The sequence below is a fragment of the Pedobacter rhizosphaerae genome, from assembly GCF_900111155.1.
GTDB lineage: Bacteria > Bacteroidota > Bacteroidia > Sphingobacteriales > Sphingobacteriaceae > Pedobacter > Pedobacter rhizosphaerae.
The window spans coordinates 1-18,049 of record NZ_FOGG01000007.1; the positions used below are offsets into that span (position 1 = coordinate 1).

General features: G+C 41.2%; 9 protein-coding genes. 7 read left to right on the forward strand and 2 right to left on the reverse strand.

All coding sequences use genetic code 11. The features are described 5' to 3' along the window. Nucleotides 1–345 precede the first annotated feature (345 nt). The gene (locus tag BMX11_RS07215) at nucleotides 346–3,633 is read left to right on the forward strand and encodes a P-loop NTPase fold protein (RefSeq protein ID WP_090882953.1); all 3,288 of its coding nucleotides are present in this window, start codon (nucleotides 346–348) and stop codon (nucleotides 3,631–3,633) included. Nucleotides 3,634–4,113: 480 nt separating this feature from the next. Here the strand turns inward: BMX11_RS07215 and BMX11_RS07220 are convergent, their stop codons facing one another. Further along, nucleotides 4,114–4,677, reverse strand: a complete 564-nt coding sequence (locus tag BMX11_RS07220) for a hypothetical protein (RefSeq protein ID WP_090882956.1) — start codon at nucleotides 4,675–4,677, stop codon at nucleotides 4,114–4,116. Between the two features lie 415 nt (nucleotides 4,678–5,092). Between BMX11_RS07220 and BMX11_RS07225 the strand changes: the two genes are divergently transcribed. Further along, a complete protein-coding gene (locus BMX11_RS07225; protein ID WP_090882958.1) occupies nucleotides 5,093–5,872 on the forward strand; it encodes a hypothetical protein in 780 nt (259 codons plus the stop codon). Between the two features lie 3 nt (nucleotides 5,873–5,875). After that, the gene (locus BMX11_RS07230) at nucleotides 5,876–8,326 is read left to right on the forward strand and encodes a DEAD/DEAH box helicase (RefSeq protein WP_090882960.1); all 2,451 of its coding nucleotides are present in this window, start codon (nucleotides 5,876–5,878) and stop codon (nucleotides 8,324–8,326) included. A 1,826-nt stretch (nucleotides 8,327–10,152) separates the two neighbouring features. Here BMX11_RS07230 and BMX11_RS07240 read toward each other — a convergent pair. Further along, a complete protein-coding gene (locus BMX11_RS07240) occupies nucleotides 10,153–10,560 on the reverse strand; it encodes a hypothetical protein (RefSeq protein WP_090882965.1) in 408 nt (135 codons plus the stop codon). Between the two features lie 743 nt (nucleotides 10,561–11,303). Between BMX11_RS07240 and BMX11_RS07245 the strand changes: the two genes are divergently transcribed. The 4 genes from BMX11_RS07245 to BMX11_RS07260 all read left to right on the forward strand — a co-directional run bounded on the left by BMX11_RS07245 (nucleotide 11,304) and on the right by BMX11_RS07260 (nucleotide 17,844). After that, nucleotides 11,304–11,552 carry a hypothetical protein gene (locus BMX11_RS07245; protein WP_090882967.1) on the forward strand — a complete coding sequence of 83 codons (249 nt, stop codon included), beginning with the start codon at nucleotides 11,304–11,306 and terminating at the stop codon, nucleotides 11,550–11,552. A 361-nt stretch (nucleotides 11,553–11,913) separates the two neighbouring features. Further along, a complete protein-coding gene (locus BMX11_RS07250) occupies nucleotides 11,914–13,260 on the forward strand; it encodes a TlpA family protein disulfide reductase (protein WP_090882969.1) in 1,347 nt (448 codons plus the stop codon). Then, nucleotides 13,260–16,472: a SusC/RagA family TonB-linked outer membrane protein gene (locus tag BMX11_RS07255; protein ID WP_090882971.1), complete on the forward strand. Its 3,213-nt coding sequence runs from the start codon at nucleotides 13,260–13,262 to the stop codon at nucleotides 16,470–16,472. The genes BMX11_RS07250 and BMX11_RS07255 overlap by 1 nt, the downstream gene beginning before the upstream one ends. 10 nt (nucleotides 16,473–16,482) lie before the next feature. Then, nucleotides 16,483–17,844: a RagB/SusD family nutrient uptake outer membrane protein gene (locus BMX11_RS07260; RefSeq protein WP_090882972.1), complete on the forward strand. Its 1,362-nt coding sequence runs from the start codon at nucleotides 16,483–16,485 to the stop codon at nucleotides 17,842–17,844. Nucleotides 17,845–18,049: the final 205 nt, after the last annotated feature.

An 18,049-nucleotide genomic window follows, 5' to 3' on the forward strand; every position in this document is an offset into this window, starting at 1 on the left:
GTATTTATTCTTACCAATTTCTCGACATCATTCTTGCCAATTTCTCTGTATCCGCGATTACGAAAAATCCTGTATTTTTAATTACCGATTACAACTTACCTTGAACTTGTGATTTCGCGGCGATTGTTACGTGCTGGTTCTGAATAGGAACGTGATCAGGAACCTCACCACCCGCATACTGGATTGGGCTCAGACTCATACATTAGCTCAAAAATGCTTTAATCCGTGAGCCGAACAGGTAAGAATGAAAATGATGATTTCGCATATACAATATTGTTAGTCTCATGGCGAATCTGTATTTTAACTTCAATTTATAAATCTGTAACGCCAGTTTACCAAACGCTCATGAGTTTCACCTTTATACCAGAATCACCTAAGGAAAACGAGGAAAAATTAGAATTCGGCCACCGCGAAATCGTTTCAACCCTAAAGGAAATAATTACCACGCAGAGCCACAACCTTACTATTGGACTTTTCGGAGGCTGGGGCACAGGAAAAAGTTCCATAATAGAAAGCCTGAAAAAACAGTTGCTTGAAGATAAAATACCTTTGGTAATTTTTGATGTATGGAAACATGAGGGGGACGCTCTTAGAAGGACGTTCATAACTGAATGTCACAACCAGTTGTCAAATGTGCCTTACGGAACAACATACCTGAAGGACAGCTATGCTGTTAGTGAAAACTTGAAAGGCGTTAAAACGACAAGTAACGAAAAGCTTGTTTTCAAGTGGAAAGAACTCGGTGTACGTGGTCTTGTTGCCATCATCGGAATATTTTTTATGTTTTTTTCTGTGTCGCTGATATGCCTGGCGCTTTTCTTTCTGGAAGTAGATGTCCGCGACTACATTTCTTTCGGAAAGATAATCGGATTATTGACCGCTGGAGTTTCAGCCTCGCTGTTTTTCAAATACATGAACGAATATATACATTTGGAAAAAAAAGAAGTTAAAGAAGAAAAATTCCAGGATCCGCACCAGTTCCAGAACGAATTCAAAAACATGATTGCGGGTCTCTGCAGCCAGAGCAAAAAAGCTGTCATCACATTTGATAACCTTGATAGGATTTCTGGTAAAAATGCGCTGGATATTATTTCCACAATCAAAACATTTTTAGATTTCAAAGATGAAAATGGTGGCAATACGGTTTTCTTCGTTATTCCCTGTGACGTGGAAAGTATGAAAGTACATATCGAAGCCAGTCTAAATATGGATACAATGAAAGACGGGAACTATACTGACGAATTTCTGAGGAAATTTTTCAATACAAGCCTATGGATACCGGACTTTTACACTTCTGAGCTGGAAGGCTTTGCGACAGCACACCTGAAAGCAACCGGGATACCAGAATTCCAAAACGAATACCTATCGTGGCTGATCATCAAAGTATTCAATAAGAACCCTAGACAGATCATCCAGTTTATCAATCTGCTCGTCTCCAATTATTTATTGCTCAAGAAAGTATCACAGAACAATGGTTTTCCAGACCGTGAATTTTATAAAAAAAACATTCCGCAGCTGGCAAAATTCCTGTTGATAAAACAGCGCCATCCCGAAGCAATTGAATATCTAAAAAGGGAGGGGATTTATAGTCTGGAATTGAATGTACTGCCAAAAGATTTTCCATCAAGCGATCTGCTGGAATTGCTCAGACAAACTGAGGATATCCATATATCGAACATAGAACCTTTTCTGAAAGGGAGGATGACTTTGTCAGAACAGAACCATCCCAAAATAGTGAACCTGATTTCACTAATGAGTGTAAACGATTCGAAGTTCCAGGAGGCATCGCTGGAATGCGGCATTGAAGAAAATTTAAAAGCTTTTATCGAACTAGCGAAAACCGCCTTTCTATCGTTTAAAAACAATGTACAAAAAAGTACATTTTTGAATAATACGCTGAAGCTCAGCAGGTCGATGAACCTTACCCTAAGTCCACCATTTTATCGGGAAATTGTTAGCTATGTGACCCAAAACCATGTTGCTGGGCATTACAAGCTATTGTCTCTGGATTTATTGGACACAGAAGTTTTCTCGAGGGCGAGCGGATTGACAGCGAGCGAAAAAAAGCTGATCTTGAAGGACATTATCGATGTCATATTGAAAAGTAAAAATCCCCTTTTACATAATAAGACCAGTAACCCAAATCCTGACATGGATCCTGGGGTGTATGATCCCATGTTCGTTTTTATAATCAAATACAAAAAGTTCATTGAGACGAGATATGTCGACGCTCTTCAGACGCACATTACAAATAACAGAAAAGGATTCAACCTGATCGTGCATTTTTTTTCAAACGAGGAAATACAGGAATTTTTCATCACCCAAGCCTTCAAAGAAAACATTAAAAAATCGATTGGGCCAAATTTATCCTATAGAGATATGTTTGAGAATCTACAATTTTTAGATAAGTTTCATCCCAGACAGGACTACGATGAGATACTCCTTAATACCTTTTCGACCTATTGGAACAAAATTTTTGACAGTGCGCAGGATATTATGGATGGTTATGGGGTAATGTCTTCAGAACTCAGAGTAATTCTCATTAATAGGTTGATTTCACAACCTCGGACCGGCGAAAGGCAGCCCAATGCGGATCTCTTCTACAACATTTGTACATACATTAAAACTATTGAGGGCCTCGCCATCCTGCCATGGTTGCCGCTCGTCGAGCTAATCAATGAGTTTGATTTCGGAAAACAATATGCACCTGGTGTGATTACCAATATTTTTGCTGTCGAAACTCCCTCGACAATCTCTACTATTGTTGATAACTTAAGTGATATGAATACCATTATGGGGTGGGACGATGATATCCAAAATACCTACCTGCTTTTTATTGCCGAGGATAAAGCAGATATAGACATAAAATTGCTTAATTCTGCACAAACCATCATATTGTTTACTTACTTGCTCGAAAACAAAAAGTTTGATAGAGCTTTTCATCTGGTGTTGCAAAACAGAAACGGACTTACTCTGGAAGAGATTGATCAGCTGCTAAAATACATCACCGCAGCGCTCCTCGATTCGATAAGGTATGGAACGCTTCAACCAAACGCTCTTAGGCTAATGGAACTTTTTCTTTTTACAGCTGATAAAAATGCAGAAAAAATTTATGCCCATGGCTTCTGGACGATTGTAGCAGATATCTTATCGGACCTAAATATCGAAAATTCCAAAGCAGCTTATGAAGTCATTAAAGAAAATATAGCACTATTAGATGTGCAATATGCTGACGAGATGTTCCAGTACCTGTACAATGCCATCAGAGTAAAAGGTCTTTACGATCTGCCCTACCTGCATGAAATATTTTACGGATTAACGATTTCGATTTCAAAAGAGAGTATTTTCAATCAATATTTTCAGTTGCTTTTTTCAGAGGTTCTAAGGTTTACTCGCAGCTTGAATGTTCTGCTCGTTGCGGTTGAAGCAATACAGCAACATAATCAGGAGAATGAGGAAAACGTTAAGTGTATCACAGGTTTTATTGAATATTGCAAGGAAAATATGGAAAATGTTCAAAGAACAGAACTTCAGCCGGTTTTTACAGCCCTGAAAAAGAAATTCAAAAATAGAAGGAAATCAGATTTATTGAAAATAAGAAATGTTCTAAATACTCTTATAGAAGAGGAATAAAAACGGCACTGGGAAGATAATTGTGTATTTTATGGGTGAATTATCCTTCATTTTGGGCCAACTGGTCGATAATATGATTGCCGGGCTGTAGCATAAAGAGTTCCTTTCTCTCTGAATAAATATAGGCGGACTTTTTTCAGTTTTTCTTACATTCTAAGCTTTCTGGGCTGGCTCTTTTCAGAGATGCTCATCCGTATAAAGAGACGAGATATTTTGGCCTGTTAAAGAATATATCCGAAAAACATTAAAAACTTTCGAAATTATCTGTTGACTCAAGTCCATCTAAGACTTGTCATTCGAATCTACAGCTTTTAGCCAAGCTTACATAAAAATGTGATCAGGAAAATGTGTAAAGAAAAGCTAGTTACGAGATATGCTCGGAGATTTTCGCCGAAATACTACAGTTGTAGCCCCTATAGATTATCATTTCTGTTGAGACAGAACTAATGGTAATTGGGGCATTTGAATTTAAGTGTATAATTAAAGCGGGTAGCTGCGCGAGATCTTTCTTTTGGAATAATCGTGTGCCCAGTTGGGGTAGGTTTGTGCCAACTCATCCAGGTAGCGGTTAGCGGCAGCTTTGTATCTGTTGAACAGTTTCCTTCTGGCAAGGATTTGGGCAGGGCTTAGCATCCATGATTCATCTCCTGAAAACCTGAAGCAGAGTTCTTCGTATATTTGTGCACGCAGCATTTTTGCCCTTTGATCGATCATTCTTAGCTCCACACACTTCTCAATCATGTTTTTGGCGATGGTCAGGTTTTCAAGGGCTCCTTTGGCACGCGGGTAGGGCTGGGCAAGTAGCTGGTTGAAGCTGTAATGTAGCAGTGCTCGGTAGAATAAACTGGTGGTGTCAGCTGGCTTGGTTTTAAGGACTTGATCTAGGCTATCTGACAATATCTGGTATTTGCCTTTCGGGGGAACGATGAGCATACCTTCTTCTTTTGTTCTAACGGTGCCGGAAATGATTTTGGTTTGGGGCAGCTGGGCTTGAAGGGTTGTAATGAGCGTAGTGAGGAGTAAAGTGAGGGCTTGTTTTTTCATGGGTCGTAGGTTTAGGTGGAGACAATTTAATGAATCTGGTTTACTTTGTCCAATTTGTAATTGGATTGTTGAGAAGTTGGGTTTGGGGAGGGTTGGTAGGTAGAGGTATGAGACGTTGTTTGGGATTGTTTACGGGCGTTAGGGAAATCGTTTTTATGGACGGGGGGGCATGTTTTTTTTTGCTGTCCCCCACGAGTCGTGCCATCTGGTGTATCTTTTCTTGAAAATAGGACGCCGCTGATTTCCCTGACAGGGAAGAGATTCTAGGTGATTAAGGTTGCAACGGTTTCTATTCTATGGGGCAGGGGAGGGAACCGTACCAATGGATTATGTTCATTTTTTTACAAATTCAACTATTGGATTAAAATTAATTACTTTTATTTTAGAACCAAATTCAAAATTATTATGCTCTCAAATGTTAAACGCAATAGATACACCCTTTAAGAATATTTTAGTCAAAGATATAGGTAATGGTAATAAACTTTACCTCATAGACTTCGAGGTACTTTCACCAGAGATGATCGACTCGATAGATGCACAGCTTGTAAAAATCTGTGAAGGAAATTCTGGAAGGACGGTACAATTGGTCAAAGACCGTATCAAAACCTACCTCACCTCGAAAAAAGGAAGTGACTTAGAAATTGGTTCTATTGCGGAATTCATGCTCCATCACCACCTCAACCTGCTCGGGTTTGTCCCAAAGTTCATGTACTTCAATCTTGAAGAGAACTCGATCAAAAAAGGTTTTGACGGATACTATCTCCTCGGTAGTGAACAATGGATACTTGAAAGCAAATCGGGAAGGATTTCAACGAAAAATATTTCGCATTCAAATAAGATTATCGAATCCTATAACGACCTGAAGTCGAAACTCAATGGTGGCCCGGTAAACAATCCCTGGCAAAATGCAGTGAGCCATGCCGGACACTATTATGTGGGTGTAATACCAGATCTTGTAAAACAACTGCAGGATTTAGCAACTAGATATCAAAATAAGATCTTTGAGAAAATCAAGGATTATAATATTATTCCAGGTTCCACCATCTTTTTGGATGGTAACTGGATAAAACCTGACAATGGAGTTATAGAAAGCGAAATCAAGGATTTGATTAACAAACTGGAATTCAAAAAAATCAAGGTCATTTGTCTGACAAAAAAGTCAATTGATCTTTTCTGGGACTACTTAAATTCCTAAAACATGCAGGCACTCGAAAAGCGAAAGCTAAAACAACTTAACAAAATCGCATATTTCAGGGATTCCCTAAAAGCATTAAGTACAACTAACGACCAAAACACTGAGCAGTTAAGCTATTTATTGCATTGTTCGTTAGTGTTTCTTGATCATTACCAAGCTGATAGAAGGTTTACAAGTTATGCCGAATTTTCATATTACCTCATCCTTAAGTACGCTGTGACCTATAATGATTACCAGCCACTTTATGATTTTTCGCTGAATTTTGGATTTTATCCAATCGTAAAATCGATCAGGGAAAATAAATTAATAGATAGGTTTACGATCCAGGGTATTTGCGAAGAGGAGGAATTGGGACGTTTTAAAACCAATCAATATTACGAGACGCTGCACCAGTTTGTAGAAAAGAAAAAGTTGTTAGAGGACAATTCGCTTGAGGTTAGTTTCATTGCACCTACATCTTTTGGGAAGAGCTCGGTAATTGTCGACTGTATAAAAGCATATGGGCAGGACCGTTTAAGAATACTTATAATAGTTCCAACCAAATCCCTGCTCATGCAGACCTATAGGATGATTAGGGAAGCGGATTTGCAAAGAAAAATTATCATTCATGATGAAATGTTCCAAAATGAGAGTTCCTTTATCGCCGTGTTCACACAAGAACGAGCGCTAAGGTTGCTTTATAAAGCAGAAGTGTCTTTCGATCTTATGTTTCTGGATGAAGCTCACAATATCTTGGACGGCAATTTTCGGAGCATCTTAATCACTAGAACACTTCGGATAAATAAACTCCGAAACCCAGGACAGAAGATTATTTACCTTTCTCCATTGATCAATGACATTCAAAATATAACATTGGAGGCTAGTCAAGAAATTAAACAGCATAAAGTTGGCTTCAATATTAAAGAGCCTGAGATTTATGAATTCCGGTTGGACAATACAGTACATCAGTACAATCGTTTTGTGGACGAATTCTATCCACAGGGTACTGCGCAAGGGAAGTTTCAGTACGTTCTTAGTACAGCAGGTGAGAGAAATTTTTTGTATGCCTATTCTCCTAGGAAGATTGAATGCCTGGCCAAAGAACTTGCCGCTAATATACCAACATTAGTTGCAAGCCAAAAACTGGCCGAACTCATTAAAATACTAAAGCAAGAGGTTCATGAAAGTTTCTATATTGTTGATTACGCTAGCAAGGGCGTGATTTATTTACATGGCAAACTCCCGGATTTGATAAAAGAATATCTTGAAAGTAAATTTCGTGAATTGCCTGAGATCAGATATTTGGTTGCGAATTCCGTAATACTTGAAGGCATGAACCTTCCAATCGATACCTTATATATCTTCAATACACATGGATTGAGCGGAAAGGAGCTTACAAATCTCATTGGGCGAGTAAATCGGCTGAACACGATTTTCACGTCAGGTGAAAACAACCTATATAAGCTCCTTCCAAAAGTCCACTTTATCAATAGCGAATACTATAACCGGGCCAAAAGCAATATGGCTAATAAAATCGTCCTTTTAAGGAGTAACATCTTTAAAGATTTAGTTAAAAATCCAACATTGGAGGCTTTTGACATTAATAGTGTGAGCGATAAGTCTAACGCAACAGCGACATTGGAGAAGATTACTGCCATACAGTCCAATGAGCTTTTTCTGTCCTCATCTCCTCAGACCGAGGTTGAAAGGATTAAAATTTATGTGATTCAGTCGGGAATTACTGAGTTTTATAGAAATGTAGACCAGTTATCAGGATTTCTAGCAGACAGAATTATTTACATCAAAGGTAAAAATAATGAATGGAAAGCATTAAGTATGTTAGAAAAAATCTACCAGATGTTTATTGTTAAAATCGGTGACGAAAAATTTGTAAAAGACCTCGAGTTCAAGAGGATTTCGTATCCAGAGACACGCAACCATTATGAAAACTATATTACAATTAGCCAGAGGAAATCATTAAGGGAAAACATAATTGAACTTGTCAAGTATTTCCAATCGAGGGTAGAAAAGAATAATGTGATGTTCTATTTCGGTGAAAGTTATGGGGAGAAGGCCTATGTTTCTGACGAATATAACGGGGAAAAAGAAGTGTATGTCGACCTTTCAGAAAAATCCTTTTCCGAACTGGTCAATCTTGCAATTGTAAAACTGAAATTGGAAGATGATTTTGTGGCGTACAAACTAAACAAGTTTATCGTGATGATGTATGACTTCAACCTTATTTCGGCTGACGACTATCACGAGTATGTATATGGAACCACTGATGAGAAAAAGATTTCACTTTCAAAAATTGGACTTAATGTAAGCCTTATTTCTCGTTTAGAAAGGGATGGGCAGTTGGGTAATTTAGTAGTCGACCAGTTTAATAATTTACGAAGTACGCCTGTTTTTGATCATTTTAAAACCCAGATAAACGATTTCTACAGGTTTGAAATCGACAGGTTTATAAATTAATTGTGCAATATAGAAATGCCGACATTTGTTGGCATTTTTCTTCTCAAACTAGCTTTGGTCTATCAAAAACAAATAAGCTATAACAATATTTATCCTTTTTAGAAAACCAGCTGCAGAAAGCTTATAATTGAAATTGTTTGTTATGCTTACGTGCTTGTGTCTATGTTATACAGTGTTCTATCGGTATTTCGCTAAAAATGTATACTGATTCACATTTCAATCTGACCTATTCATTGTTCAGTCATTATCCGCATTCTATTGCCTCTCAAAATTAATTGCACGTGCATTTCTCAGATAGTAATAAGTTAATATTAGAGTTAGGATAATATATACACATAACAAGAGAATATGATTTTTATGGAATAATAATATTACAGATGCTATAAACATTATTAAGTTAAATAGCCAGATTCTATTAAAGTGATTACGAAGTACCGATCTTAAATTTTTAGAATATTCACTTATAATTTTAAAATCATCAAGAATGAATAAAATCGAGAAATTCAATAGACTTAAATATATACTTTTATATCCTAGAATTATAAATAGCTCTGCTAGAGCGATATTTAAAATGTAAAATGAAATCTGTGTAAAAAATAAAGTTTCGCGATCTTCAAAAATCATAAATCGATCATATTCTTTAATTTGCCTTAGTGGCAAAAAACCTAAAACAATAAAATGAGCAATTCTTCCATGTAGAACTTGCTTGTAGATGTAAGTCGAAAGGTAGATGATAATTAGTAGTGATGAAATTCTTATCGGAAAAATTCCTAAGAGGTTGTCCTTGGAAAACCACTCCGAGAAACTTGAATTTAAAATATTGAAAATACCATTAAAAATAGAGAAAAAACCAAAAAAGAGACCAATGCAAAGTATTATAGTAATAAAAAAATATTTGAAAAAAACCATTTTAATCTTTCTATAATCCCAAGTGTCACTGTTTTTTTTGATGAAAGCATTATTGAAAAAAATAAAAATTAATGTCGTTAAGATTAAAGAAAAATATACGCCTTTATTATAATTGTCTTGACCATCTTTCGTTACATTTAGCCAATCTAAAAGACTTTGGTTATTTGCTGAAAAGTAATTATCTAATTCAATTATATATTTTAGTATGTTTCTGAATATAAAGAATGTCAATATGAAAGATATTAATCTAAATATTATGTAGGTGATATTTGTAATAAAACTATCCAGCTGTTTATTGGATGTTGAAATTGTTCGAAATGTTTGGAAAAGTTCTGCAGAGTTAAAAAGGATAATCACAATAGATACACAAAAAGGTACTATAAGGTATAAATATAATGGGCCATCATTCAAATCGATAATATTGGATCTAATGAATTCTTTACTCAAAAATCCAAATAGATTAAATAGACCAAAAGAAACATATGAAATAGCAAATAGCAAACTTAGTTTAAAAATGTTGAACAGTGCTTTCCAACCGAATAGATGGTAGAGACGTTCGGTTATGGAACCATAATTTCTTAGGTGTATTTCGGAATAAAATTCTATTACTACAATAATTGCAGTAAATGTTAAAAGATAATTAAAGTTTGTCATAGAGGTTAATCGAGCGACGAAGATATTATAAAACTTTAATTGTTAGGGAATGTTAATCGGAAAAGATTAAACACTAGGATTATGATTGATTTTTTATGATTAAAAACGAACGGTTTTGCAAATCACTTTAGGGATATAGGGGTTGTCAAAGTAATTGTCAAATGAATACAGAATTTTAAAAAAAATGCTCTGAGAATTATGGAAAATTTTGTATTCGCGTTATAGTATCTTCCCAAAGATGCGACACTTTATCCAAACGCATGTTATCCTCCCTTATTTTTTCGATTATCCGCAAATTCCCTCAGCTTCTTCACCAAATCTGGATTATTAACCTTAACATTCATCCCCTTTTTCTCATCAAATTTTTCAATTTCATAAGGGATATTTTCTTCTTTATGTAATCTCTTCAACTCTGATTCCAGAGCTTTGGCTAACCCGGTATCAACTCGCCCCTGTGGTTCTAGTAGATCACGGTTATCTCTTTGTAACAACTCACCAATCTGATCCAAATTTTCTTCGCTTGGTTGCGTGGTATTTGAATTCCAAGAACTAACTGTGGTATAATTCACGTCAAGCATCAAAGCGACTAATCGCTGAGATGCCCCGGCAACTTTTGTTACCTCCTTAATTTTGTTTTTCTGGATTCCACCAAAGTTCTTCCTCCTCGGCATAAAATTTAATTTAGTACTTGGTACTAGCGATTATTTTATTATATTTGTTATAGTTATTTATAGCGACAAATAGAGTTGGGTTATTACCTAACTTAAACGATGTCACTCATGAACGAAAACCGTCAAACTTTCACATGAGCCGATCGTGGGTTCGCCGTATCTATTGAATTTTGTTATCTTCGTGATACTTTATTCAGTAGGGCGGACTTCATGTTAGTCTTTTGTGAAACTTAAGTTCGCTTAAGCGGTTCTTGACGGTACCACGTTCAAAAGCATTGGAGTTCGCCCTATTGGATTTTCCAGTATGACTTCTTCAGTACTTTAATGGGGTGCATTGTTTTACATAAATAAACCGTTTATGAAAACGACAAAATTAAGCGCCATCAATTTTTTTCACCTCAGGGAGGTGGCAAGTAGTTATTCCCTTAAACTCTTGTTAAAGAACGTTATTTGTTCTCCGTCGTAGTGCGCGCTAGAATTCCAGGCAAAAATGGCCCAAAGAAAAGGGGCAGGGCAGTTTGACTGCACTGGATCCTGATGGGTTAATTTAGCTTGGTACCAGCCCTTTATTGCTGTTTAGGCAAGGGTGCAGTACTATGGTTTTTCGCAATCCCAAGGTAGGCATCTTTTTTCTAATAACAAATACGGTATGCCGTATCTGCATTTTTTAATGTGGAGGGGCTGGTTTTTGATTTGATTTATGATTAACCAGTATACCGTATATGAGATGTAACCATAGTTATATGCCGCTTTTTTTTCTGGGTTGGGCTTTTCTTTATAGTCCTTTGGCGGTATGGTATGCTGTTGATTTGGAGGATGGACTGGATGCTGATGCGGCTGGTGTGGAGGTGTTTGCTGGTGGTGGGGTTCCGGGAGTTCCTGTTTTAGGGGAGCCTTTACGTTTGGATTGTTTTTGTTCTGGAGTGATCGTCCCTATTTATAGTTCTAATCAATTTTTTTGTTGTAAATGTAAAGGATATGGCCAGGAGTAAACATGATCTGTTCGATAGGCTTTATGCTTTGAAGCCCAGGAATCCTGAGTGAGATTTTAGGGCGGTGGGCAGGTTTATGGTTAAATCGTATTGGTGTTGGTTCGCCGGTAATGGTCTGCCTGCCGTTGTTTTTCTGATTTTTTTGGTCCTATATGTTTAGCTGGAGATGTTGTGTTTTCTGGCTGGGATCCTTTTTGTCTATTCTTTTCTGACCTTTTCTTATTTATTGCCGTAAGTCCTGTCCATCCGCAAAAGGAAGGCTGCGGCTGGGTGTGTGTTGGCGGCCGGATCGGCCGTCCGCTTGCCTTTGGGGGTTCGTATGCCCCGTTTTTCAACTCAACCAAATTAAAACTTTAAACCAATGAAAATTTATCATAAGGGGCTGTTGCTGCTTTGGGCGGTGATGGCTGGTGTTCCTGTTGCTGTGATGGCCCAGGAGGAAAAAAATGTTGCTGTTAACCTTTCTGCTACAGGGATTACCGTGGGGGAAAAGGTGCCTTATCTGGAGATCGGCAATCTCCATAATTATTATACTGTTTCGGGTGATCCGGTGAGGTCTTTAAATCTCCGGGATTTGAGGGGGAAGCTGGTGATCCTGGATTTCTGGGCGACCTGGTGTTCGCCTTGCGTGGGCATGATGCCGCTGATGGATAGTCTGCAACGTGAGTTTGCCGGCCGTGTGCAGTTTGTTTCGGTAAGTAGCCAGCCGGATTCTGTTGTGACACCTTTTCTGTTGAAACTGCGCAAGGGGAAAAAAAGTGTGCTCCCTTATGCGACTTCGGATGTGCTGCTGCGGAAGGCTTTTCCTCACCGGCTTTTGCCGCATTATGTCTGGATAGACGGCGAAGGAAGGGTGGTGGCAATCACTTCCCATGAGGAGGTGAATGCGGTTAATATTGAGAAGGTACTTTCCGGAGGGAGTGGGCTGAATCAGAAGGCTGACCAGGTGATTGCATATGATAGAAACAAGCCTTTATTGATCGGCCAGAATGGCGGGCAGGGAGATAATATGGTTTATCACAGTTTGTTCACCCGTTATGGGGAGGGGCTGAAAACCCTTTCCTGGGTTAACCCCGAACTGAGCAGGGGAACGCTGCTGAACCTGGATATATCCAATATGTATGCGGCGGTGTATAGTGATCAGACCTGGATCGGCAGGCACCGGATGGTGTTTGTTGGGAAGGAGACGGATGATTTCAGGTATCAGGCGAATGTGCATGATGCCAAGAGCTATAAAAGGGAGCATAACTGGTGTTATGAATTGATTGTTCCAAGGGAGAAAAAGGGGATGTTGCGCCAGCTGATGATCCGTGACCTGGATTTTCATTTCCCGTATGCGGATGTGGATACGGTGACGATGGAAACGATGTGTACGGTTTTGGTGAGTACCGGGGATAACGGGATGCTAAGGGCTAAGGGGAAGGAGCGGAAGCTGGAGATTGGTCAGACGGGCTTTAGTATGCAGGCTATGCCGGTTATAGGGCTTACTTCGAGGCTGGATGCGGTTTATATGCAGGGGAATCCTTATCCGGTTGTGGATGGTTCGGGGATTGGTTTTCCTGTAGATATGAAGCTGGATTGCAATATTTCCAGTGTCGTGGAGGTGAATGCTGAGCTTGCCAAATATAACCTGAAGCTGGTAGATAAGCCTTTTAAAACGCTGATGCTGGTATTCAGGAAGAAAGTAGGTGCTATATCCAGGTTATAATGTACAGGGCTGTTTGGATATTTTCGGTACTCTCCCTGCTGGGCGGGGGGAGTGTCTGGGCGCAGCTTACTTTGCGTGGTAAGGTGGTTTCATCTGATGATGGTAAGGCGATTACTGGGGCAACGGTGAGCGTGGGTGGAGTGGTTACGGTTTCGGGTGCTGATGGGGCGTTCAGGCTGGTTTTAGCAGGACAGAAAGTTGTAGGGGATAGTGTGCTGCTTAAGGCGAGTTTTCTGGGGTATATTGGCTATCAGCAGAAGCTGGTTTTTCCTTCAGCTGGGGAGCTTGTCGTTCGGCTGTTTCCTATGGATAATAACCTGTCGGAGGTGACGGTGAGTACGGGGTACAATAAGGTAGCCCGGGAGCGGGCTACGGGTTCGTTCGTGCAGGTGGATAATAAGCTTTTGGAAAGGCAGATCAGTACCAATGTGATTGACCGCTTGCGGGATGTGGTTCCGGGTCTGGTGTTTAACCGCACTAAGGGATTGGGCGCTAATGAACTTTCTATCGGGATCAGGGGGCAGAGTACGCTTTATGCCAATACTCAGCCGCTGATTGTGCTGGATAATTTTCCTTATGATGGGGATATTTCCAATATCAATCCTAATGATATTGAGAGTATTACGGTGTTGAAGGATGCGGCTGCGGCTTCGATCTGGGGGGCGAGGTCTGCCAATGGGGTAATTGTGCTGACCTCTAAAAGGGCGAAGAAGAACCAACCGCTTTTGGTAGCGGGTACGGTAAATTTTACGGTTGGAGAGCAGCCTGATTTGACGCGCAATAATGCGATGTCGAGTTCGGATTTTATTGATGTTGAAAGGTTGCTGTTTGACCGGGGTTTTTATTCGGGGACGGAGTCTTCTGTGGTTAAGATGCCTTTGACGCCTGCAGTAGAGCTTTTCATTGCTGCAAGGGACGGGAAGCTTTCTTCGGGAGAGCTGAGCAGCAGGTTAGATGCTTTAAAGGGGATTGATGTCCGAAAGGAATACATGTCGGCGATGGGGAACAGTTCTTTTTTCAGGCAGTATGCGCTGAATGTGTCGGGCTCATCGGGACCGGGTAGTTATTACCTTTCGGCGGGCTATGATGAGAACCGTTTGAGTGATAAGATGAACAGTAACCAGCGTATGACGCTGAATTTCTCGGACCGTTTCACTTTTCTTTCTGATAGGCTGACTGTGGAGCTGAATGCAATTATGGCCAGATCGGTGGCCAAACGGCCTAATGATGGCTATGGTTCGCTCCGGATGTCTGTTACGCAGCTGATCTATCCTTATGCGCAATTGGCTGACGGTGCCGGTCAATCGCTGGCGGTGACCAGGGATTTCCGCAGTGGTTTTTTAGATGGCCTCGCGGGTGGTCCTTATCTGGACTGGCGTTACCGCCCGGTGGATGAAATTTATCTGCGGGAGAATTCTTCGGAAACGCTGGACTATAGGATTAATGGAACGGCCAGGTACCGCTTGCTGGAGGGCCTGAGCCTGGAAGCGAGTTTTCAGTTTGGTAAACTCGCTACTGATATCTCTGACCTTGATCCGCTGGAGGGATATGCGGCAAGGGATCTGATTAACCGCTTTACTCAGGTATCTTCTACCGGTTCTGTTACTTATCCGGTGCCCTTGGGCGGGATTCTGGATAAGGGGAAAACTGCGTTGCGTACGCTGAATTTCAGGGGGCAGCTCAATTATCAGAAGAGTCTGGCGGGGTTTGAATTCAATGGCCTGGCGGGTTATGAGTGGAGAGACCTGGAGGGTAGTGGTTATCAGACGCGTTTTTACGGTTATAACCCGCTGAATGCGGCGAGTACAACGGTGGATTATGTCAATCCATATCCGCAGTCTTACTTTACTTCGGTGACCGGTGTGATTCCCTCAGTTGATGCGCTTTCGGGAACTGCGGACAGGTTTCTTTCTTTTTACGGGAATGCTTCGCTGGCTTATCTGGGGAAATATACGCTTTCAGGGAGTGTGCGGATGGACAGGTCTAACCTTTTTGGGGTGAGCGCGAACCAAAAGGGGGTGCCGCTGTGGTCGGTAGGGGGACTTTGGAATATTGCCAGGGAGGGGTTTTATGACGTACCGCTTTTACCGGTTTTGCGGGCAAGGCTGACCTTTGGTTATAATGGTAATATTGATAAGAACCTTTCTGCCCTGACTACGGCCAGGTATTTTAATGGCTTGACGACTTTAACGCGCCTGCCTTATGCGGTGGTGCTGAATCCGCCGAATCCTGAGCTGCGATGGGAAAGGGTGAGGACGGTAAATGCTGGTCTTGATTTTGGTTTTCGGGGGAACAGGGTTTCGGGAACGCTGGAGTTGTACCACAAGACGGGGCTGGACCTGATTTCAGATATTCCTTTTGCCCCGTCAAGTGGGGTGACTACTTTCAGGGGCAATATGGCCAATACGGTGGTTAAGGGTATTGATTTCAATGTGTCTACTTTAAATATTAAGGGGGAGCTGGAATGGTCGAGTAATTTCTGGCTGAGTTATACCCGTGAACGGGTGACGCGTTTTCTTGCCAATTCACTTTCCAGGGCGCAGAATTATGCGCAGTCCGCTGATGCGGGCACGCTTCCCCGGGAAGGCTATCCACTGTATGGGATGTATTCCTATAGGTATGCTGGGCTGGATGATAAGGGAAATCCGATGGGTTACCTGGGGGGAGTGGCGAGCACGGATTATGCTGCGATTTTTGCGGCTGCAGACCTGGATAATATCATTTACAGTGGGTCTGCCAAACCGGTTCTTTTTGGCTCTTTGATGAATACGCTGAGGTTTAAGGGGATTTCGCTTTCTGCGAATATCGCTTACCGGGCGGGTTATTATTTCAGGCGCAGTTCGGTGAACTATGTCAGCGTTTTAGCAGCGCAGGGTGGGCACAGTGATTTCGCTCAGCGCTGGAAGGTGCCGGGTGATGAGGCATTGACGGATATACCGGGTATTCCCTTAACGGCTTCGGCAAACCGGGACAATATGTATTTGCAGAGTGAGGCGCTGGTGGAAAGGGGAGACCATATCCGTTTGCAGGATGTACGGCTGTCTTTTGATATCCCACAAAAATACAGGCTGGGCTTCAGGTCGGTTCAGCTGAATATGTATGCGGCAAATCTGGGGATTATCTGGCGGGCAAACAAGAAGGGGATTGATCCGGATTACCAGGCGATCCCGCTTCCCAGGTCAATTGCCTTTGGTCTAAAGTTGAACTTTTAATTGTTGTGGTATGAAAAAGATATTTGATTTTTTTGTGGTGCTGGTTTTTGGTTTAGTGGTGTTTTCAGGTTGTAAGAAGGGGTATCTGGATGAAAAGCCGAGTAAGTCGCTTACCGTGCCTGTTTCGGCCGCTGACTTGCAGGCTTTGCTGGATAACCTGGATGTGATGAACCCGGCACCGGGTTTGCAGCAATTGGCAACCGATGATTTCCTGTTAACGGATGCTGCGCTGGCTTCGCTGACTTCTCCCGATGAGCGTAATGCTTATAGCTGGAAAAAGGAGGTGTTTAGTTCGCAGTCTAACTCCGAATGGAGAAATGGATGGCAACAGGTATTTTATGCCAATATTGTGCTGGATGCGATCAGCGCTAAAACCGATGGGGAAAAGGCCGGCTTGAATACGATTAAGGGGGCGGCGCTGTTTTTTAGGGCGATGGCCTATTATCACCTTTCTCAGATGTTTACCCGGCCTTTTGTCCCTGCATCTGCCGGTACTGACCTTGGGCTCCCCATCCGCGCGTCCAGTGATGTAAACTTAAATCCTGCGCGGTCCAGCTTAGCGGAGACTTTTGCTTTTATGCGTTCAGACCTGGATCTGGCGGTGGAACTGCTGCCGGAACGATCAGATTATAAAAGCCGACCGAATAAGGCAGCGGCGCTGGCTTTGCTGGCCAGGATTTCGCTGGTAATGCAGGATTATGAAAGGGCCTATGGGTATGCAGATCGGTCGCTAAAACTCTATGGCACTTTGATCAATTATAATACTTTGAATTCGGCTGCAGCAAGGCCTTTTCCGGCAGTATTGCCCAGGGGGAATGATGAGGTACTGTTTTATGCGGCCCAGACTTCATATTCTTTTATGTCCTTTATGAGTACAACGGTTACGGTGAATCCGGAGCTTTATAACCTTTATGGGGCGAATGATCTTCGCAGAACGGTATTCTTTAATGCTACGGGCAGGAATTTTAAGGGGAATTATAATAATGTTTCCAGGTTGTTTGGCGGGATGGCAACTGATGAGGTTTACCTGATCAGGGCTGAATGTCAGATCAGGCTGGGAAAGGTGCAGCAGGGATTGGATGATCTTAATGTATTGCTGTTGAATAGGTACCGTACGGGGACGTTTGTGCCGTATACTACCAGCTCGGTAAGTGATCCGGTTAGGCTGATTTTGGATGAGCGCAGGAGGGAGCTGCCTTTCCGGGGGCAGCGGATGAATGATCTGCGAAGGATTAATCAGGAGAGCAATTATAAGGTGAATTTGTCGAGGAGAGTTGGAGGGGTTTTATATGAGCTGCCTGCCGGGGATGCACGTTATGTTTATCCTATTCCGCAGGAGGAGGTGACCAGGTCTGGAATGGAGCAGAATTGAGTGATGTGTTACGAGCTGCCTGATGGCGGCTCGTGATTTTTCTGGGTGTAGACAGCTTTATTGGGTCTCAATTGTTGCGGGTTCATATCATGACTTTAGTTCTTGTCTGGTTAGAAGGAAGTAATGTCTTGCTTATTTTTCTTTTTTGCTTTGTTCTTTTGGAAAATGACTAGACTTATTTAATAAGTTTAATTAAGCAAATAGA

What these genes read in the sequence shown, in the direction of transcription:
- BMX11_RS07230 (WP_090882960.1), top strand. Translation starts at nt 5,876, where the DNA reads ATGCAGGCACTCGAAAAGCGAAAGCTAAAACAACTTAACAAAATCGCA.
- BMX11_RS07240 (WP_090882965.1), bottom strand. Translation starts at nt 10,560, where the DNA reads ATGCCGAGGAGGAAGAACTTTGGTGGAATCCAGAAAAACAAAATTAAG.
- BMX11_RS07260 (WP_090882972.1), top strand. Translation starts at nt 16,483, where the DNA reads ATGAAAAAGATATTTGATTTTTTTGTGGTGCTGGTTTTTGGTTTAGTG.
- BMX11_RS07255 (WP_090882971.1), top strand. Translation starts at nt 13,260, where the DNA reads ATGTACAGGGCTGTTTGGATATTTTCGGTACTCTCCCTGCTGGGCGGG.
- BMX11_RS07220 (WP_090882956.1), bottom strand. Translation starts at nt 4,677, where the DNA reads ATGAAAAAACAAGCCCTCACTTTACTCCTCACTACGCTCATTACAACC.
- BMX11_RS07245 (WP_090882967.1), top strand. Translation starts at nt 11,304, where the DNA reads ATGCCGCTTTTTTTTCTGGGTTGGGCTTTTCTTTATAGTCCTTTGGCG.
- BMX11_RS07225 (WP_090882958.1), top strand. Translation starts at nt 5,093, where the DNA reads ATGTTAAACGCAATAGATACACCCTTTAAGAATATTTTAGTCAAAGAT.
- BMX11_RS07250 (WP_090882969.1), top strand. Translation starts at nt 11,914, where the DNA reads ATGAAAATTTATCATAAGGGGCTGTTGCTGCTTTGGGCGGTGATGGCT.
- BMX11_RS07215 (WP_090882953.1), top strand. Translation starts at nt 346, where the DNA reads ATGAGTTTCACCTTTATACCAGAATCACCTAAGGAAAACGAGGAAAAA.